This window comes from uncultured Limimaricola sp. (assembly GCF_964022235.1).
In the GTDB taxonomy this organism is placed as follows: Bacteria; Pseudomonadota; Alphaproteobacteria; order Rhodobacterales; family Rhodobacteraceae; genus Limimaricola.
In genome coordinates this window covers 1-18,858 of the sequence record NZ_CAXHZL010000002.1, presented here as the reverse complement: position 1 = coordinate 18,858, position 18,858 = coordinate 1, and the positions used below count along the sequence as shown (strand labels likewise).

Here is an 18,858-nt window from a genome sequence, read left to right as displayed (position 1 = left end):
ATTCCCAGGAGGCGACTGATGCACGACCTAGAACTGATCGGTGTCGGCAAGACATACCCCGACGGCACCGTTGCGGTGCAGGACTTCGACCTGCAGGTCGGCAGCGGCGAGTTTGTGGCCTTTCTTGGCCCATCGGGCTGCGGAAAGTCGACGACGTTGCGCATGATCGCGGGCTTCGAAGAGATCACCCACGGGCGGATCATGATCAAGGGCCGCGACGTCTCTCGCACGCCGCCCGAAAAGCGCCCGACCTCGATGATCTTTCAAAACTACGCGCTGTTTCCGCACATGAACGTGCGTGACAACATTGGTTTCGGCCTCGACGTCAAAGGGTTGTCCAAGCGCGAGAAGGATACCAAGGTCGACCGGATTCTCGACATGTTCGGCCTGACCGAGTTCGCCGACCGCCCCGCCGACCGGCTCTCGGGTGGTCAGCGTCAGCGCATCGCGCTGGCGCGCGGTCTGGTGGTCGAGCCCGAGATTCTGTTGCTCGACGAGCCCTTGGGTGCGCTTGACGCGAACCTGCGGCGGATCATCCAGAACGAGTTAAAACTGCTGCAGCGCGAACTGGGCATCACCTTTGTCTTCGTCACCCACGCACAGTCAGAGGCGCTGGGCCTCTCTGACCGTGTCGTGGTGATGAGCGATGGCGTGGTCGAGCAGATCAGCACCCCGACCGAGCTCTACCGCCGTCCGGCCTCGGCCTTCGTGGCCGACTTCATCGGCGCCAATGCGATATTCGAAGGGCGCGGCCTGCGGCGCGACGGCGCGTCGGCGCTGCTCGACACCGCGCTGGGCGAGATTCGCGCGCCTTGGCGTGACGGGATCGATCCGGCCCAGGGCCTTCTCGCCGTCGTACCGGCCGAGGCGATGCGCATCGATGCCGCCGACGCGGTGCCGGTGGCGGGTCGCACCCGGCTTTCCGGGGCGCTCAGCGGCCAGCAGGTCGTGGGAGCGACCGGGCACTTCAAGGTGCGCCTGACGGACGGGCGCGAGGTTGTGGTCGAGGGGCGCGACGACGCGCTGGCGGGCCGCGCGCTTGCAACGGGCGATCCGGTCTCTCTCAGCTTCGCGCAAGAGTCCGTCACCCTGGTACCGCCGCGCTGAGCGGCTCCCAGATCCCGGCTTTGGCCGGACCAAGTTCCAAGTGAAAGAGGAAAGACAATGGCAAAGGAAATTCTCGTCGGCTTCGGCATCGACGTGGACGCGGTGGCGGGCTGGCTCGGCTCTTACGGTGGTGAGGACAGCCCCGACGATATCTCGCGCGGCCTGTTCGCGGGCGAGGTCGGCTCGCCGCGCCTGCTCGAACTGTTCAAGCGCAAGGGTCTGACCACGACCTGGTTCATTCCGGGCCATTCGGTCGAGACCTTCCCCGAGCAGATGAAGGCGGTGGCCGAGGCTGGCCACGAGATCGGCATCCACGGCTACAGCCACGAAAACCCGATCGCAATGACGCCCGAGCAGGAAGAGGAGGTGCTCGACCGCTCGATCGATCTCATCACCCAACTGTCGGGCAAGCGACCGACGGGCTATGTCGCGCCGTGGTGGGAGTTCTCGAACGTCACGAACGAGTTGTTGCTCAAGAAGGGCATCAAGTACGACCACTCTCTGATGCACAACGACTTCTCGCCCTATTACGTGCGCGTGGGCGACAAGTGGACTAAGATCGACTACGCGGGCAAGCCGTCGGACTGGATGAAGCCGCTCGAGCGGGGCGAGGAGACCGACCTGATCGAGATCCCGGCGAACTGGTATCTCGACGATCTGCCGCCGATGATGTTCATCAAGAAGGCACCCAACAGCCACGGCTTCGTGAACCCGCGCGATATCGAGCAGATGTGGAAGGACCAGTTCGACTGGGTGTATCGTGAGATGGACTACGCCGTGTTCCCGATCACCATCCATCCTGACGTCTCGGGTCGCCCGCAGGTCCTGCTGATGCTCGAGCGGCTGATCGACTACATCCAAGGCCACGACGGCGTGCGCTTCGTCACCATGGACGAGATGGCGGACGACTTTGCAAAGCGCAGCCCGCGCAAGTGAGACCGTGATACCGACCGGGGCGCCGTGCGCGCCCCTGTCGCCCCGGACAGGAAAGGAGGATCCACCATGTGTTCGCTCTGCGGCATTTTGGGATGCGACGACCACTGGAGCAGCGCCGTTGAGCGTCCCGGCGTTTATAGCCGCAACGACAGCCGTCTGTCGCGCCGACGCGAGGCGGCCCGCCGACTTGCCATCGCCAACAAGGTGCTGCACACGCGAAGGATGAAGGTCGAAGATTTCCACAACACGTCTTACGTGCTACGGGGCGCCACCGGCGCCACCACGGTCTTCGACGCGCTGGCGCATCTTTGGCCCGAGGCCGAGGCACTGTCGGGCAAGCCCTTTGACCCGCTCGACCCGGCCCTGCTCGCAGCGCTCGAGGAACGCCATCCATGAGCGACAGATCCCCGATCCCGGTCAATCTGCTCACCGGCTTTCTGGGCTCGGGCAAGACCACCTTGTTGCAGCGGATGCTGTCGGATCCCTCGATGGCCGGGGCGGCTGTGCTGATCAACGAGTTCGGCGAAGTCGGGCTCGATCACGAGCTGCTCGACCGGATCGACGACACGGTGATGCTGATGAAATCGGGCTGCCTGTGCTGCACGGTGCGCGGCGAGGTCGCCGACAGCCTGTCCGACCTGTTTTCGCGCCGCGCGCGCGGTGAGATCCCCGCCTTTGATCGCGTGGTGATCGAAAGCACGGGGTTGGCGGACCCGTTTCCGGTTCTTTCCACCATTCGCGCTCACCCGGTCCTGCGCAGCCATTTCACGGTCGGGCAGGTGATCACCACCGTCGACGCTGTCAACGCGGGCGCGCAGATCAAGGCGCGCGACGAGGCGGTGCGCCAGATCGGCGCGGCGGATGTGATCGCGCTCACTAAGACTGACCTCTGCGCCCCAACCGAGACGAGCGCGCTGCGGACCCGGCTGGAGCGCCTCAACCCCGCGGCCCGTGTGCTGATTGCGCGTGATACCGCGCCTGGCGAAATGCTCAGCGAGGATCCGTCGCGCTGGACCCAGACCGCGCCAGAGCCCGCCCTGACTGAGACGGACGATCTTGCGCATGATGGCAAGCGCGGTCACCATCACCACGATAAGGGTCTCGGCGTCGTCTCTTTTTCGCTGGTGATCGAAGAGCGGATCGACTGGACCGCCTTTGGCATCTGGCTGACGATGCTGCTGAACCGGCACGGCGACCGGATCTTTCGGGTCAAGGGCATCCTCGACGTAGAGGGCGAGGATCGGCCCGTGGCTGTACATGGGGTGCAGCACCTCGTGCATCCGCCAGTACACTTGTCGCGCTGGCCGACGAACGAGCGCTACTCCCGACTAGTGTTCATTCTTGAAGGGCTCGATCCTGAAGTAATCCGACGCTCGTTCCATGTCTTCAACAGGCTTTCGAACTCGGCGCAGGTCGAGGCCTGATCATGATCGAACCTGCCGCTTCGGCCCCTGCGGTTGTCGGTCGTGCCCAGCTGTCACCCCTGCGGGTACTATGCACCGAGATCACGCCCTTTCGCCAGCTTCAGGCGCAGGCAGAAGCGGACCTTGGGTTTGCGCTGGAGTTCGAACAGCATGATTTTGTCACGGCCCAGCGGATCGCGGCCACCGAGCCCGGGCGCTACGATGTCTACGATCAGTGCTTTCATAACCTCGATATCGTCTGGCACTGGCGCGCGATCCAACCGATCGACGTAAGCCGGATTGATGCCTGGAACGACGTCACCGACCTGACCAGAACCGGAAGCATCTCCGCAGAGGCCAGGGTGGGTTTGGGCGACGCGCCAGTGACGCGGCTGTTCGTACAAGACGACAATTCGCTTTCGCGGGTGCCGTCGGGGCGGATCTCCATGTTGCCGACCGTCCACAACTTCGACTGCTTCGGGGTCAACGAACTCGCGACCGGTCTCGATGTCGATGCGGAAGTCAGCTCTTGGGGCGAGTTGCTGGACCCGCGCTGGCACGGCCGGACCGCGATCGTTGACGAACCCGCAATCGGCATTTTCGACCTAGCGCTCGCGGCACAGGCGAAGTCAGGACTGCGTTTCGCGAACATGGGAAACATGTCGGTCGCCGAGATCGACATGCTGATCGACCACGCGACTGAGATGGTCCGGAGCGGGCATTTTGCACCGTTCTGGCGCACCATCGATGAGGCGCGTGCGCTGTTCGAAGACAAGCGCGCGGTGATTGCCTCGATGTGGTCGCCTGCCGTGATCGCCCTCAAGAGCCGGTCGGTGCGAATTCGGCAGGCCGTGCCGGTCGAAGGCTACCGGGCCTGGCATGGCGGGTTGTGTCTCGCTCGGCACCTCGAAGGCGACCGGCTCGACCGGGCCTATGCGTACCTGAACTGGTTCCTATCGGGCTGGCCGGGAGCCGTCATGGCGCGGCAAGGCTACTACATGTCGGTGCCTTCCCGCGTCCGCGATTTCCTCGATCCAGACGAGTGGGACTACTGGTACGAGGGTCGACCGGCCGTTCGGACCTTGCCGGACCCTTCGGGACATTCCGCGATCCGCGTAGGCGAGGTCCGCTCGGGCGGCTCCTACTGGACCCGTGCTGCGCATATTGCCGTCTGGAACACCACCATGGACGAGCACAATTATCTTGTCAGGCGATGGGGGGAACTCGTCGATCTCGCCCGCGGCGGGCAGGGGCGGGTCAAAAGGAACGGAACGTGAGACATGTGGCCTTGATTTCGACGGGCGGCGCCATCGCTTCGCGCCATTCCGATGAGGCGGGCGCGGTCGTCGCCGGTCTGGGCGGAAGTGCGCTTCTGGCCAATCTGCACGATCCGCTGGACGGGATCGAGGTCCAGGTCGAGGAGTTCCGCGAGCTCAACAGCTTCGCGCTTACCTTGTCGGATGCCCACGGTCTCGTCGCCGCGATCCGCGCCGTGTTGCAGGATCCGGGCTGCGCCGGTGTTGTCGTCACCCATGGCACCGACACGATGGAGGAGAGCGCCTATCTCGTCGATATCCTCGTGGCGGGCGACAAGCCGATCGTCTTCACCGGCGCGCAGCGCCACGCGGGCGATCCCGACAGCGACGGGCCGCGCAACATCGCCGATGCCATCCGCGTGGCGGCCGATGGGGCCACGCGCGGCATCGACGCGGTGATCGTCTTCGAAGGCGAGATCCATGCCGCGCGCGACGTGACCAAGATGCACAGCTCGCGCACCGACACCTTCCGCTCGCCCGGACTGGGCAAGCTGGGTTAGGTCGATCTCGGCGAGGTGCATCTCTACCGCCACCCCGGCCCGCGCAGGGTGGTGGCCGATGCCGGGCTGGTCGAGGAGGTGGAGCTGGTCCGGCTCGCGCTCGGCACGACACCGGCGTTTCTCGACTTCTGCGCCGGGCATGGCGCGCGCGGCGTGGTCATCGAGGGGTTCGGTCGCGGCAACGCGCCGCGCGGCTTCGGGGCGGCGGTGCGGCGGCTTACTAAGGCTGGCGTGCCCGTGCTCATCGCCTCGCGCTGCGTGGAAAGCCGCACCCGTGCGGTTTACGGCGGCGACAGCGGTGCGACCACGCTCATCGAGGCAGGGGGGCTGCTGACCGGCACGCTGTCGGGGCTCAAGGCCCGGCTGCTGCTTTCGGCGCTTCTGGCCGCGGGCGCGGGGCACGACGAGATCGCGCAGGCCTTGGCTCACGCCTAAAACAGCGAGGCGTCGAAGCTGCAACGGAAATAGTGAGCCAGTAACTTCGCGCCCGGTCCCAGTTCGACACCGCGCCGCCAAGCCAGACCGACATCCATTGTCGGCACTGGCATCGACGTCGTGACTGTACGGATGCGCCGGCCTTCGAGCGAAAACGGCCTATGCACCATGTCCGATAGGATCGTCACGCCGCGATCGTTAGCAACCATCGAACGTACGGCTTCGACCGCGGAGGTCTCGAGCCGGATGCGTGGGGCATGACCGGTCCCCGACCAATAGCGCCGTGTCGTCTGCGCCGCCTCGTCCACGGTCAGCATGATGTAGTCGCACTGCGCGATCTCGTCGAACCCGACCTCGGTTCTCGAGGCGAACCGGTGCCCGCTCGCGACCCAAAGCCGCCTTGGCGAGCGCAGCAACGTTTCAGAGGCGAGGTCGGCGGCATCGAGGTTCGAGGTCAGCAGCAAGGCGATATCGATCGAACCTTCACGCAGGCCGATTTCGATCTCCGCACGATTGAGCTCCAGAAGGTCGATTTCGAGGTTGGGGTGCAGGCGCGCCAATCGTTCGAGATGTCGCGGTAGAAAATACCCCATCACCGTGTAGGTTGCGGCAAGACGCACCTTGGCGGACAGCGACGAGCTGCGTCGCGCCAGTGCCCGCATCTCGTCGAGCCGCGACAGTATCTCATAGGCCCCGGACAGAAACTCACGCCCTGCCGCCGTGGGTTCCATGCCCCGCGGGCTGCGCGAAAACAACTCTGTACCCACTTCGCGCTCGAGATCAGTGATCGCGCCGGTAACAGCGCTTTGCGAGATCGACAGCGCTCGCGCAGCGCGACTGACCTGACCGGTTTCGGCCGTGGCCACGAAGTATTTGAGGTGACGCAGGTTCATGATTCGAACCATATCTGTTTTTTCGATACTGTGATAACGGAAATCGGAATTTTACAGCAGGCTCCATCCACCGGACACTCGCTCCAAAGGCTAAGGACAGGAGCCGTCCGTATGACAAGATCGGTCGATCTGAACTGCGACATGGGCGAAGGGTTCGGGCAGTGGCGGCTCGGCGAGACGGAGGATGCGGCGCTGATGCCGCTGATCAGCTCGGCCAACATCGCCACGGGGTTTCATGCCGGTGATCCCAATGTGATGGACGAGGTCGTGGCCCTTGCGGTCTCGCACGGGGTCGCGCTTGGCGCGCATCCGGGCTACCGCGATCTTCAAGGCTTCGGTCGTCGCTCGATCCGAGCCTCCGATGCGGAGCTGATCAATGACATCGTCTATCAGGTCGGGGCGTTGCAAGCTTTTGCGACGCGCCATGGCCAAGCCTTGCAACACATCAAGCCGCACGGTGCGCTGTTCATGGATATCGCGGCCTCGGCACGGTTCTCCGAGGCGCTGATCGAAACGCTGTCACGCGTGGCCCCCGGCACGATCCTGTTTTGCATGGAAGCCTCTGAGACCTACCGCGCCGCCCGTGCGGCCGGACATCCGGTGGTGCGCGAGTTCTTCGCCGACCGCGATTACGACGACAGCGGCGCCATCGTCTTTGCCCGCAAGGTGGAGCGGCCCGATCCCGCGGCTATCGCCGAAAAATGCCTGCATGCCTGCCGCGACGGCGTGGTGAGGAGCGTGAGCGGCACGGAGATCGAGATCGGTTTCGACTCGATCTGCTTTCATTCCGACACACCCGGCGCGCTAGATATCGGGCGGGCCATACGAGACCGGCTCGAGACGCATGGCATCCGCATTGCGCCAGCGGCCCAGGTCATCGGCCAGGCCTGAAACATCAAGGAGTTTGAGCGACATGACCGAAATACCCTCCCCTCTGCCGGGCACCTTCTACCAGCGCCCCGAGCCGGATGCGGCCCCCTATAAATCCAAGGGCGACAATGTCGCGGTGGGCGAGGTTATCGGGCTGATCGAGGTGATGAAGACCTTTATCGAGGTGAAGGCCGAGAGCGCCGGCACTTTCGAGAGCTATCTGGCCGAGAATGCCGCCCCGGTTCAGGCAGGTGCGGCCTTGGCTCGGTTGGCTTGAGCATGGCGATCCGGAGGCTCTTCATCGCCAACCGTGGCGAGATCGCGATGCGCATCATCCGCGCGGCGCGCGTTCTGGGCATCGAGACCGTGCAGGCCTATTCGGAGGCGGATCACGAGATGTCGGCGGTGCGAGAGGCCGATGCCGCCGTCTGCATCGGCCCCGCACCCGCGTCTCAGTCCTATCTCGACATTTCGGCGGTCATCGAGGCGGCCCGCTCGGCGGGTGCCGACGCCGTGCATCCGGGTTACGGGTTCCTCGCGGAAAACGCGGCCTTCGCAGAGGCGGTGGTGGCCGCCGGGATGGTGTTCGTCGGTCCCGAGGCACGCACTATCGAGCGGATGGGCGACAAGGTCGCGGCGCGCGAGGCGGCCCGCGCGGCGGGTGTGCCGATCGTGCCGGGTTCGGATGGGCGGCTCGACGATGTCGCAGCGGTGGTCGAGGCGGCGAGAGAGATCGGATATCCGGTCATGCTCAAGGCGGCCGCGGGCGGTGGCGGTCGCGGCATTCGGGTCGCTGCGAACGAAGACGAGCTACGCCGGCTTGCGCCACAGGCCCGTGCCGAAGCGCAGGCGGCCTTCGGGGATGGCGGGCTTTATCTCGAAAAGGCGATCGAGCGGCCGCGCCATATCGAAGTTCAGATCATGGGAGACGGCACCAGCGCGATCCATTGCTTCGAGCGCGAATGCTCGGTGCAACGCCGCCGTCAGAAAGTCTGGGAAGAGGCGGGCGCGCCGGGGCTGTCGCAGGTCTCGCGCGCGGCGATGTGCGACGCCGCGGTGCGACTTGCTGAGGCTGTGGGCTACCGCGGTGCCGGGACAGTGGAGTTCCTCTACGACGAAACAGGCGACGCGTTTTACTTCATCGAGATGAATACCCGGATCCAGGTAGAGCATACGGTGACGGAAATGATCACCGGTCTCGATCTCGTGGTGATGATGATCGAGATCGCCGGTGGCGCGCTGCTGCCGCTGACCCAGAAACAGGTCGTCCGCGACGGTCATGCGATCGAGGTCCGGATCTGCGCCGAGGATCCGCTGCTGCAGTTCGCGCCGTTTCCGGGCACGGTGAGCGGCTTGAGCTGGCCGGAGGGCGAGGGGGTGCGCGTGGATCACTTTCTCTACGAGGGATACACGGTACCGCCCTTCTACGACTCGCTCCTCGGCAAGCTCGTCGTTCATGCCGCTGACCGCGCGACGGCGATCGAGCGGATGGCGCAGGCGCTGCGCGGTTGCCGGATCGAGGGGCTGAGGACCACGATCCCCCTGCACCTCGCGCTTGCCGCCGATCCGGCGCTGCGATCGGGCAAGGTGCATACAGGCTGGCTCGAAACTTGGTTGGCCGATGGGGGGCTGAAGGCCGCCGCACAAGGAGAGACGCTGTGAAAACCCGCTATTCCTACGGCGGTGACGAGCACATATTCGTCGAGATGGACGAAGAGATGTCGCTCGCCGCCTTCTTCAAGAGCATGGCGATGCACGATGCCGTTCGTGCGGCCGGGATCGAGGGCATCACCGAAGTCTGCCCGGCCAATGCGTCGTTTCAGCTGCGCTTCGATCCTGACCGGATCTCCGGCGAGGATCTGATGGTACGTCTGAAGGCGCTGGAGGCGGGAACCGAAAGCGCCGAGAAGCGACTGTCGACGCGGATCATCGAGATTCCTGTCTATTACTGCGATCCGTGGACGCATGAGACGCTGATGCGGTTTCGCGAGCGGCATCAGGACCCCTCTGGCACCGATCTCGACTACGCCGCCCGGATCAACGGCTTTGACAGCGTCGAGGCCTTCATCGAAGCGCATCATTCGCAGCCGTGGTTCGTATCCATGGTGGGCTTCGTCTCGGGGCTGCCCTTTCTCTATCAGCTCGTCGGGCGCGAGCAGCAGATCGAAGTGCCGAAATACCTACGTCCGCGCACCGACACGCCGCGCCACACGGTCGGCTATGGCGGCTGTTTTTCATGCATCTACTCTGTGCGGGGCGCGGGTGGGTATCAGATGTTCGGGATCACGCCGATGCCGATTTTCGATCCCGAGCAGAAGGTAAGCTACCTGCGCGACTTTATGGTGTTCTTCAAACCGGGCGACATCGTGAAGTGGAAACCCATCGACCGGGCCGAGTTCGACCGGATCGAGGAAGAGGTGGCCCAAGGGCGTTACCACCCGCGCATCGCCGAGGTCGAGTTCGACCTTGCGGCCTTCGAGGCCGACATGACCGGAACCAACGCAAGGCTGATGGAGGCGCTCGATGGGGCTTGAGATTTTGAAGCCGGGCCTGTCCACGACGATCCAGGATCTGGGCCGCCCGGGCTATTTCCACTTGGGGATTCCTCAAGGTGGCGCGATGGACCGCTTCGCGTTGCGCGTGGCCAACATGCTCGTGGGCAACGATGAAGGCCAGGCCGCGCTGGAGGCGGTGTTCATGGGGCCCGAGGTCCGCTTTGACAGCGACGCGGTGATCGCCGTGACGGGGGCAGACATGCCGCTTCGGATCGACGGGGAGCCGCGACCAAGCTGGACAACCATCGCGGTTCGTGCGGGGCAGGTGCTGTCCTTTGACTTTCTGAAGGCCGGGGCCCGCGCTTATATCGCGGTGGCTGGTGGCATCGACACGCCATTGGCGCTGGGGTCGCGTTCGACCTACGCGATCGGAGCGCTGGGGGGCATCGACGGGCGCGCCATCGCTGTGGGAGACCAGCTTCCCACCGGTCAGACGTCCGATGCCGCACGGACTTTGGCCAAGGCCGGCACAACGGTCGCACCACAGAATAGGCGCGCCCCTGGCGATCCAGCGGAGCTACGCGTTCTGCCGGGGCTCTATTGGCATCGGCTGACCGAGGCGGCGCAACAGCAGTTCTTTGAAGATGAATGGCGCGTGGCCCCCGAGGCGGACCGCATGGGCTATCGGTTCAAAGGGGGGCGGGCGATGGAGTTCGTCGAGCGCAAACCGGTCTTTGGAGCAGGGTCGGACCCCTCGAACATCGTCGACGGCTGCTACTCCTACGGGTCGATCCAGGTACCCGGGGGGCAAGAGCCCATCGTGCTGCATCGAGACGCGGTTTCAGGTGGCGGCTACTTCACTCTCGGCGCAGTTATCTCGGCGGATATGGATCTCGTAGGGCAGCTGCAGCCTAACGCCCCCACCCGTTTTAGACGCGTAGATATGGCCGAAGCTCTTGCCGCGCGCCATGAGAGACGCGATCGACTTGTGCAGCTGCGCAAGGAGATTGCAGCAGGTTGAAGTCGGCAGATCTGACGGTGATAAATCCAGTGAACCGCTTTCGAGAAACTGGATTGGCAAGTTTTTAAAGAGGCTATCCGCGCCCTAAATCGCTACATCACTCGCGAATTCTACGGCGTCGTCATGCACCTTCATGAGGAGATCAACGCCACCTGCATCACGGCTTGACAGACAGAGGGGCGTCCATGGCAGCCGGTTCACCATCATAGATTGGACGGCATTCCTGCGGGCCCAAGTTCCCGAGCATTCAATGAGCCGTAGGGGCAACCGCCATGACGACGCACTCGACCATCATCCTCGGATCATTTGCGGACAAAGTCTCGCCGGAAAGCTTCTTCAACCTGCTCAAGCGAGAGAGGATCAGGCGGCGCACCTACCGCACCCGAGCGGAAGTAAGACGAGACCTGTTCGATTACATTGAGATGTCATGCAATCTCACGTGAGAATACGCTCGGAAGGAGGTGCGGTCGCCTGTCGAGCTCGAGAGGCAGCAGAAACCGAAAACCGAAGGCGTCTAAGAAACGTGGGGCTACCCAACAAGCTATCTTGATTTCTTGATGAAACACTCCGCTCAGGGCGCTGAGCGGAGTGTCGTATTAGAACATCAGATTTGGCAGGACCATGCTGATGGCGGGGATGTAGGATAGCAGGATCAGTGCCAGCAGCATCAGCAGGATCGTCGGCAAGGTGGCGCGGAAAACCTCGCCCAGACTCATCTTCGCGACCCCCATGGCGACGAAGAGGTTTAAGCCTACCGGTGGGGTCAGCATCCCGACTGAGAGGTTCACTAGCATGATCACGCCAAAATGGATCGGGTCCACGCCGAACTGCTGGGCGATCGGCATCATCAGTGGACCGAGGATGATAATCGCCGAGGCGCTGTCGAGGAAGCAGCCCGCGAGCAGCAGGATTACGTTGAACAAGGCGATCACGAAGAAGGGGTTGTCGGTGCTCGACAGAACGTAAGCCGCGAGATCGCCCGGCGTGCCGGTGCTGGCCAGCAGCCATGAGAAGGCGGAGGCGCCCGCCGTGATCAGCAGCAGGGGGCCGGAAATCAAGCCGGTGCTGCGCAGCACCTTCAGCGTGTCGGTCAGGGAGATGCTGCGATACACGACCGCGCCCACGAACCAGCCGTAGAGGCAGGCCGCGGCGGCGCTCTCTGTAGGGGTGAAGACGCCCGAGTAGATGCCGCCCAGCAGGATCACAGGCAGACCTAGGCCCCAAGCGGCGCGGCGCATTGCCGCGAGGATGCTGCGCACCGAAGGGTAGGCGTCGCGCGGATAACCCTTGCGCGCCGAGTACCACGTCGCGAAGCCGACCAGCAGCCCGCCAATTAGCAGTGCTGGCAGCAGCCCGGCAGCGAACAGCTGGCCCACCGAGGTGCCGGTGACCGAGCCGTAGATGATCAACGCGATGGAAGGCGGCACGATCGGTCCCAGCGTGCCTGCCGTGGCGATCAGTCCGATCGAGAAGCGGCGGTCGTAGCCGGCCTCGACCATAGCCGGAAACAGGATTGAGCCGATAGCGATCACAGTGGCAGGGCTGGAGCCAGAGATCGAGCCGAACATTAGGCAGGCAACCACCGCCGCCGCAGCCAGCCCGCCGGGTAGCCAGCCGATCAAGGCACGGGCCAGGCCTATGAGCCGGTCCGACAATCCGCCGATCCGCATCAGCTCTGCCGCAAGAATGAAGAAGGGAATGGACATGAGCGAGAAGTTGTTCATGCCCGAGAACATGCGCATCGGCACGAGCACAGGGTCCATTCCGCCCCAGAAGTAGAAGACGGCCGCTACAGCGAGAGCCAGAGCAGCAAAGATCGGCAGACCGAAGATCAGGAGGCCGAAAAATACGGGAACGAGAGCGCCAACCATTTTCGGTCCTCAGCTGGTTTTGATGTCGACTTGTGGCGGCTCGTAACTACGTCCGCTGACCAAATCGCGCAGGACCAGCAGGTAGCGAAGCATCATGAAAACGCCGGCCGTTGGAATGACGGCATAGATGTAGCCGACGGGAATGCGCATCGCTGGCGAAAGCTGGCCCATGCGCGAGGTGTTCAGCACCAGCTTGCCACCGTACCAGACCAGCACGGCAGCGAAGACTAGACCGAGGCAGGCTGCCCCGATCTGGAGGATCTTTCCGGTGCGGGGACCCGCGAAGGCATAGACCGCTTCGACACTGATATGCGAGGCATAGCGCACCCCCATCCCCATGGTCAGAAAGCTCATCGTGATAAGCGAGTAGAGGATGAGCTCCTCTGACCAGAAGAGAGAGTTGTTGAAGACGTAGCGCGCAATGACCTGCAGGATGGCGATGAGAGTGGCAACCAGGACAAGCCCGGTCACCAAGACCCCCTCGATCCAGTCGACGATGCGATTGAGCCAGACGATCATGTTTTCAGGTCCCCGTTACGATCATTCGCCCTTGGCTGCGGCCAGCGCCTTGTCCATCAGCTCAGGCGTGACCTTGGGACGAAACTCGTCATAGATCGGCTTCGAAGCCTCGATGAAAGCGGCGCGCCCTTCGTCCGACAGCTCGGTGATCTCGATCTGGTCTGCGATCTGATCGAGAATCTTGGCCTCGTCCTCGACTGTGAACTCGCGCGCCGCGTCGCGGCCCACGATCATCGCGTCCTCGACCACCGTTTGCAGATCCTCGGGCAGGCTTTCCCATGCCTGAAGGTTCATGACGGCTGCATAGGTGTGATAGGCGTGGTTGGTCATCGTCATATAGTCCTGCACCTCGTAGAACTTCATCGAGGCGATGTTGGCCAGCGGGTTTTCCTGACCTTCGACGACGCCCTGCTGCAGGCCGTTGTAGACCTCCACATAGGCCATTGCCGTGGGGTTTGCGCCGTAGGCGCGATAGGTGGAGAGGATCGTCGGGGCCTGAAGGGTCCGCATCTTGATGCCGTTCAGATCATCCGGCCCGGTGATGGGACGGATGTTGTTGGTCATGTTGCGAAAACCCGCGCCCCACATCGCGATGCCGTGCAGGTTGTTGCCCTCGAGCGTGCCCAAGAGTTCGGTGCCTACTTCGCCATCGAGCACACGCTTCATCGCGTCGTCGCCTTCCATCAGGAACGGCAGGTCGAAGAGGTACATCTGCTCGTTGAAGTTGGCGAGGTTGCCGGTGGGCGGAATGGAGATATGGACGAGGCCCATCTGAGTCTGCTCGATGATCTCGACGTCGCCGCCGAGCTGCGCGGCAGGGCGAATGTTGATTTCGATCCGGCCGTCCGAATTCTTCTCGACCTCTTCCTTGAATACGACCGCGGCGCGGGCATTGGGCGTATCTTCGGTCAGAACATGTGCGAAGGTGAACTCGAAATCCGCAGCGGCAGCCGCGGTGCCGAGCAGGGCAGTGGCTGCAACGGTCAGCGAAATCTTGATGGTTTTGAAGGGCATGTCTTTTCCTGTTGGTCAGTTTTTTATTTGGCTGAAGTGGTCACGGGTTAGAGCGGCGGCGGACCTAAAAGGTCGGAGGCCACGCCCAGCACCGCCTCGACCCCGAGACTGGCGGCGAGAAGCCGCTCTTCCTGATGGGGCGGCGCGATGATCTGAAGGCCGGTGGGAATGCCATCTCCGTCCAATCCGGTCGGAAGAGTCGTGGCACACCAGCCCAAGAGATTGACGAGGGCAGTGTTACGCAGCGCCATCATGTTGGCTTGGCGGTAGATCTCGGGATCCTTGAGATCGGCCAGCAGCGGTGCCGTAACGGGCACGGTCGGTGAGACCAGCAGGTCCACGCCCTCGAAGGCCCGCGCGGCCGAACTTCCGCATTCGGCCAAGACCGCGCGGCGCTGCAGATAGTCGGAGGCAGTGATCTCGTCGGCCTGGTCGACCCGCACCCGGACCGCGGGGTCGAGACGCGCGATGCGTTCGGGGAACTGGTGCTCGAGGAAGCCGCGCAGCTCGGGTGCGCCGAGGCCGCCGCGCCGGAAGATATCAAGAACGCGGTCGAGATGCGGCACCTCGACCTCTACCAACCGCGCGCCGGCCGCTTCCAGTCTGGCCAAGGCCGCCTGCGTGTTCTCCGCAATAACGGGATCGATTCCGTCCCAGACAACGTTACGGATAATGCCGATCCGCAAGCCGCCGACGTCGCGCGCGTCCACGCGGTCGCGGTTCTCGATCGCGGCAAAGAGAAAGCTTAGATCCTCGATAGAGCGGGCCAGAATGCCGGGCGTGTCCATCGAGGGCGACAGGGGCACGATCCCCTTCAGTGACCAGCGGCCAAAGGTGGTCTTGAGCGCGGTCTGTCCGGTGAATGAGGCAGGGATGCGTACCGAGCCAGCAGTGTCGGTCCCCAAGGCTGCCAATGCACTGCCCTGAGCCAACGAGACGCCGGCGCCGGAGCTCGATCCGCCAGCGGCGCGCGGCGCGCCCGGCGCAGACCAAGGGTTCACCGGCGCGCCCCAGTGCGGATTGGTGCCCAGACCGCCGAAGGCGAACTCCACGGTATGGGTCTTGCCGGTCACGAGGCCGAGTTGATCCAGGATCCGCCGCACGAGCGGGCCTGGGCGGCGCCACTCTTGGGGAAACTCGGTATCCGTGCCGCCGAAGACGGGCAGGCCCGGCACGCCGTAGAGGTCCTTGATCGAGACGGGCAGGCCCATCATCGGGCCGAGATCGACGCCGGTGCGCAGCAGGGTGTCCACGGCCCCGGCTTGCGCGGCGGCGCGGTCGCCGGCCCATGTCCGATAGGCGTTCAGGCGGTCTTCGGTCGCTTCGTAGCGTGCCCCGGCCTCAGCCATGAGGGCAACGGCGCCGACGGTCCCGTCCCGCAGCCCGCCGGCGATCTTTTCGAGCGAAGCCTGAGGCACCTTTGGTCATCCCTTCCGGTTAATCTGTTGCGTCATCCTTATGCAGAGCTTTCCGTAACGCCACTCCCCTGTTCAGGCCTCAAAAGCTGTCGTAGCCCAGAGCGATGCGTGAGGCGGAGCGGTAAGTCATTGTTCTTAAAGTGGTAAGAAACATTTACCACGGTAGGTTTGATCATGCCCTGTTGTCGGTTCGGCAACGCCTCGTTGCCACCTGCGCTCTCGTGGTCGTTCTCGAAATGCCTAGTTTGGCCTCGACACATCGCATCGCATCGGAGGCCGCCCCTTGGCACATGAAACAGAACGTCGACTAAACGAGATGGGCATCATTCTGCCCCGCCGCCCGAAACCGATCGGCAATTACGTGCCCGGCGTGGTGGTGGGCAACATGCTCTACACGTCTGGGACGCTCGGCACGCGGCCCGACGAGAACGACGACGACGTGCTGCCCTATGTCGGGCGGGTGGGCTCGGACCTCACCATCGAGGAGGGATATGCCTCGGCTAGGCTGATGGCGATCAACCATCTCGCCATGATGAAGGCGGTCCTCGGCGATCTGGACCGTGTGAAGCGCATCGTGAAGATGATCGGTTACGTGTCATGTGCGCCGGATTTCTATGAGCCGCACAAAGTGCTTAATGGGGTTTCGGACCTGTTTGTCGCGCTTTGGGGCGAAGAGAACGGCCGGCACGCGCGAGCTGCTCTAACTCAGCACGTACTTGGGCTAAACGCGCCGGTCGAGGCCGATATCACGGTCGAGCTTCACGTCTGACTAGTACGCAGGCGTGCGAGAAGCGCCGCATCGGATTTCTCGCCTTCTGCGAAGACGGAAAGGATCGAGGCAATGAAGGCCTCGCAAGCGGGGGAGCGATGCTGCCCCCGCCGCACCACCGCATAGGTGAAGCGATGCTCAAAATCGCTGCAGTCGAGGTTCAGGGGAAGAAGCTGCCCGAGCTTCACTTCGCTTAGGACCGCCTGTAGCGGCAGGTAGACAATGGTATTATTGCGGATGGCATGCCGAATGAGGAAGTGGAACTGGTCGGCGACGATGATCGGATCGGGTTTTCGCCCGATCTTAAAGAAGGCCCGGTTGAGCAGATGATGAATGCCGAAGCCCGAGTCGGGCATGACGCAGGGCTGCTCGGCTAGATCATCAAGGCGAAGGCGGCGCCCGTCAGCCAGGGGATGTTTCGGAGGCGCTAGCGCCAACAGCGGCTGGCGCCACTGGCCGACTGTCTCGATACCTTCGTGGGAGTAATGGTCGTAGACGAAGCCGATCTGCGACAGGTGCTGTTCGACCGCTTCCAGCACGCGTTCGCGGCCGCGGATACGCACCCGGAACTCGACCTTCGGATGCCGGGTCCGGAAGTCGGTAATATGCGTTGACAGGAACGGATCGGTGATGCCTTCGACTGTCGCGATCGACACCGTGCCGGCCTTAAGGTCGTGTAGGTCGGCGATGTCGCCTTTGGCCACCTCAATGCGGTTGAAGACCGCGGCCAAGTGCTCGACCAGCACTTGGCCGGCTTCGGTCAACTCTACGCCCTCGGCCCGCCGCTCAAGGAGTTGCCCCCCAAATTCATGTTCGAGTTTGACGATTTGTCGGCTGATCGCCGAGGGTGAGACATGCAGCCGCTCTGCCGCAAGTCGGATAGACTTAAACCTAGCCACATGGAGGAAGTATTCGCCGGCTGTCAGGTTGATCATATAATGCGTGTATCCGGAATAAGCTCGAGCACTTTCGGTAGGGAGACGCAGGACCTAGCATAGGCTACCTGCGGTATTAAATTTAAAGACTTCGATTTCGGCTCAAAACGCTCGGATGCTGCGACTGAATCCGGTCATTTTTGCGGATGTGCCTGTAGGACGGGCCGAGAGCTGCGGCGCACAAGTGTCTCGTTAGCGTCGTGTGGGCTAATACTAGATCCCCGTTGAGAAATCGATGTCGGGAACGGGAGGTTCCGCTTGTGGGAAAGCGTTCCCGATCGGTGCTCCATCTTGCTGTTCGACTGCCTCTAGGCCCCCTTCAATACGAGGCGCGTCGAGCCGCTTTCCAAGTAGGCGCCTTTCAAGTTTGGCAACGCCATCCTGTCCGGGTAGCTGAATTACAGCGAATATTCTTCCGTCGGGTTGATGCTCAACCCGTACCAGCCGCGCTTGCATGGACCGGAGGACTGGAGCGAGTTGTCGAAGTCGGTCGGCCAAGGTCAGGTGCTGATCTTGGCTGCCAAGAGTTTGGCCATTCCCCGTATGGCTCGTGCCATCTGGCGGAACTCTTCCTTCTGCGCTTCCATGCTGGCCTTCAGTTCGTCGCGGTCCGTCCGTATCACCCGCAACTCTTCCTGTACGTCCCGTAGGACCGTATGGACGCGGACCAGCATCCCGTGCCCACTCGGGTCGGTTTCCGTCTCCAGCAGATCGAGCAATGGCATCAACTCGTCGAGCTTGCCATCCATCGTGGTCATCTTTTGCAGCACTAGGCTGTCGTGCTTCAGCGGTTCGATCGGGGAGGGCGGGATGTCGTTCTGCAACATGGGAGAGCCTTTTCTCAGGGGGAAGGGATGCGTCGTATTGGGCCAGCTTCCGCATGGCGTCGCGCAGGTCGAGCAGGCTGCTCAATAGACGGAAACGCTTTACCAACCGATACCGCCGCTCGAGCTGTCGGGGATAGTAGGCCTCTCCGAGCAAGCCGAGTCGACCCTCGAAGCCATGGCCATCGACCTCGAATGACATTACTTGATGGTAATTGGAGCTCAGCTTGGCGTCGTAGCCCGCCTCCGACAGACCGGCGATCAATGCCTGATGGGAGTCAGGCACCAGTCGGCGGAACAGGTCCGACAGGATGGCAACGAGCCGCGCTACCGCGGGCCCCCGTTGGCGTCGCTTTGGGACGTGCGGCACGAGCCGGGGCGGTGCTGTGGGGGCAAACTCTGGCAAGAGCGGCTGCCCGAAGGCTTCGCGCAGCTTGCGATCGTTCGCATTCGACTGTGCGTACGTCAGGTTAAGGTTTGAACCGCCCCGGGTTCGCCGGAGGCTGATTGGTTTCAGCTACGCGGCCATTCT

General features: G+C 63.2%; 20 protein-coding genes and 1 pseudogene. 14 read left to right on the top strand and 7 right to left on the bottom strand.

Annotated features, from left to right (window positions below; translation table 11 throughout):
• The first annotated feature begins 18 nt into the window (after positions 1–18).
• The 7 genes from AADJ02_RS02555 (at position 19) to AADJ02_RS02525 (ending at position 5,697) form a co-directional block, all read left to right on the top strand.
• On the top strand, positions 19–1,107 hold the full coding sequence (locus AADJ02_RS02555; protein WP_341211429.1) for an ABC transporter ATP-binding protein: 1,089 nt from the start codon (positions 19–21) through the stop codon (positions 1,105–1,107).
• A 57-nt stretch (positions 1,108–1,164) separates the two neighbouring features.
• A complete protein-coding gene (locus tag AADJ02_RS02550) occupies positions 1,165–2,043 on the top strand; it encodes a polysaccharide deacetylase (RefSeq protein ID WP_341211428.1) in 879 nt (292 codons plus the stop codon).
• 66 nt (positions 2,044–2,109) lie between these two features.
• Positions 2,110–2,439: a hypothetical protein gene (locus AADJ02_RS02545; RefSeq protein WP_341211427.1), complete on the top strand. Its 330-nt coding sequence runs from the start codon at positions 2,110–2,112 to the stop codon at positions 2,437–2,439.
• Positions 2,436–3,467 (top strand): GTP-binding protein, encoded by a 1,032-nt coding sequence (locus AADJ02_RS02540; RefSeq protein WP_341211426.1) that lies wholly within the window; start codon positions 2,436–2,438, stop codon positions 3,465–3,467. Before AADJ02_RS02545 ends, AADJ02_RS02540 begins: the two co-directional genes overlap by 4 nt.
• Positions 3,468–3,469: 2 nt before the next feature.
• Positions 3,470–4,723: an extracellular solute-binding protein gene (locus AADJ02_RS02535; RefSeq protein WP_341211425.1), complete on the top strand. Its 1,254-nt coding sequence runs from the start codon at positions 3,470–3,472 to the stop codon at positions 4,721–4,723.
• Positions 4,720–5,262, top strand: coding sequence for an asparaginase domain-containing protein (locus AADJ02_RS02530; protein WP_341211424.1), 543 nt, complete (start codon positions 4,720–4,722; stop codon positions 5,260–5,262). The genes AADJ02_RS02535 and AADJ02_RS02530 overlap by 4 nt, the downstream gene beginning before the upstream one ends.
• A 15-nt stretch (positions 5,263–5,277) precedes the next feature.
• Positions 5,278–5,697, top strand: a complete 420-nt coding sequence (locus AADJ02_RS02525) for a hypothetical protein (protein ID WP_341211423.1) — start codon at positions 5,278–5,280, stop codon at positions 5,695–5,697.
• On the opposite strand, the gene AADJ02_RS02520 is transcribed toward AADJ02_RS02525, so the two are convergent.
• Positions 5,694–6,590, bottom strand: coding sequence for a LysR family transcriptional regulator (locus AADJ02_RS02520; protein WP_341211422.1), 897 nt, complete (start codon positions 6,588–6,590; stop codon positions 5,694–5,696). The two genes, AADJ02_RS02525 and AADJ02_RS02520, sit on opposite strands and share 4 nt — an antisense overlap.
• Positions 6,591–6,701: 111 nt before the next feature.
• Between AADJ02_RS02520 and AADJ02_RS02515 the strand changes: the two genes are divergently transcribed.
• The 6 genes and pseudogenes from AADJ02_RS02515 to AADJ02_RS02490 all read left to right on the top strand — a co-directional run.
• Positions 6,702–7,481 (top strand): 5-oxoprolinase subunit PxpA, encoded by a 780-nt coding sequence (locus tag AADJ02_RS02515; protein ID WP_341211421.1) that lies wholly within the window; start codon positions 6,702–6,704, stop codon positions 7,479–7,481.
• Positions 7,482–7,503: 22 nt separating this feature from the next.
• Positions 7,504–7,737, top strand: a complete 234-nt coding sequence (locus tag AADJ02_RS02510) for an acetyl-CoA carboxylase (protein ID WP_341211420.1) — start codon at positions 7,504–7,506, stop codon at positions 7,735–7,737.
• Positions 7,738–7,739: 2 nt separating this feature from the next.
• Positions 7,740–9,122 carry an acetyl-CoA carboxylase biotin carboxylase subunit gene (locus AADJ02_RS02505; protein WP_341211419.1) on the top strand — a complete coding sequence of 461 codons (1,383 nt, stop codon included), beginning with the start codon at positions 7,740–7,742 and terminating at the stop codon, positions 9,120–9,122.
• Complete coding sequence (locus AADJ02_RS02500) at positions 9,119–9,994, top strand: carboxyltransferase domain-containing protein (protein ID WP_341211418.1); 876 nt, start codon at positions 9,119–9,121, stop codon at positions 9,992–9,994. Before AADJ02_RS02505 ends, AADJ02_RS02500 begins: the two co-directional genes overlap by 4 nt.
• Positions 9,984–10,976, top strand: a complete 993-nt coding sequence (locus AADJ02_RS02495; RefSeq protein ID WP_341211417.1) for a biotin-dependent carboxyltransferase family protein — start codon at positions 9,984–9,986, stop codon at positions 10,974–10,976. The genes AADJ02_RS02500 and AADJ02_RS02495 overlap by 11 nt, the downstream gene beginning before the upstream one ends.
• 187 nt (positions 10,977–11,163) lie before the next feature.
• Positions 11,164–11,494: pseudogene (locus AADJ02_RS02490) on the top strand (IS3 family transposase); the annotation flags it as partial.
• Between the two features lie 78 nt (positions 11,495–11,572).
• Here AADJ02_RS02490 and AADJ02_RS02485 read toward each other — a convergent pair.
• The 4 genes from AADJ02_RS02485 to AADJ02_RS02470 are packed head-to-tail and all read right to left on the bottom strand — an operon-like array spanning position 11,573 to position 15,798.
• Entirely contained in the window at positions 11,573–12,847 is a 1,275-nt protein-coding gene (locus AADJ02_RS02485; protein WP_341211416.1) for a TRAP transporter large permease, read from the bottom strand.
• Positions 12,848–12,856: 9 nt separating this feature from the next.
• Entirely contained in the window at positions 12,857–13,366 is a 510-nt protein-coding gene (locus tag AADJ02_RS02480) for a TRAP transporter small permease (RefSeq protein WP_341211415.1), read from the bottom strand.
• 21 nt (positions 13,367–13,387) lie between these two features.
• Positions 13,388–14,380 carry a TRAP transporter substrate-binding protein gene (locus AADJ02_RS02475; protein ID WP_341211414.1) on the bottom strand — a complete coding sequence of 331 codons (993 nt, stop codon included), beginning with the start codon at positions 14,378–14,380 and terminating at the stop codon, positions 13,388–13,390.
• Positions 14,381–14,427: 47 nt separating this feature from the next.
• Positions 14,428–15,798: an amidase gene (locus AADJ02_RS02470; protein WP_341211413.1), complete on the bottom strand. Its 1,371-nt coding sequence runs from the start codon at positions 15,796–15,798 to the stop codon at positions 14,428–14,430.
• 283 nt (positions 15,799–16,081) lie between these two features.
• Between AADJ02_RS02470 and AADJ02_RS02465 the strand changes: the two genes are divergently transcribed.
• Positions 16,082–16,567, top strand: a complete 486-nt coding sequence (locus tag AADJ02_RS02465) for a RidA family protein (protein WP_341211412.1) — start codon at positions 16,082–16,084, stop codon at positions 16,565–16,567.
• On the opposite strand, the gene AADJ02_RS02460 is transcribed toward AADJ02_RS02465, so the two are convergent.
• Both AADJ02_RS02460 and AADJ02_RS02455 read right to left on the bottom strand, forming a co-directional pair.
• A complete protein-coding gene (locus AADJ02_RS02460; protein ID WP_341211411.1) occupies positions 16,558–17,502 on the bottom strand; it encodes a LysR family transcriptional regulator in 945 nt (314 codons plus the stop codon). The genes AADJ02_RS02465 and AADJ02_RS02460 overlap by 10 nt on opposite strands.
• 500 nt (positions 17,503–18,002) lie before the next feature.
• On the bottom strand, positions 18,003–18,329 hold the full coding sequence (locus AADJ02_RS02455) for a hypothetical protein (protein WP_341211410.1): 327 nt from the start codon (positions 18,327–18,329) through the stop codon (positions 18,003–18,005).
• Positions 18,330–18,858: the final 529 nt, after the last annotated feature.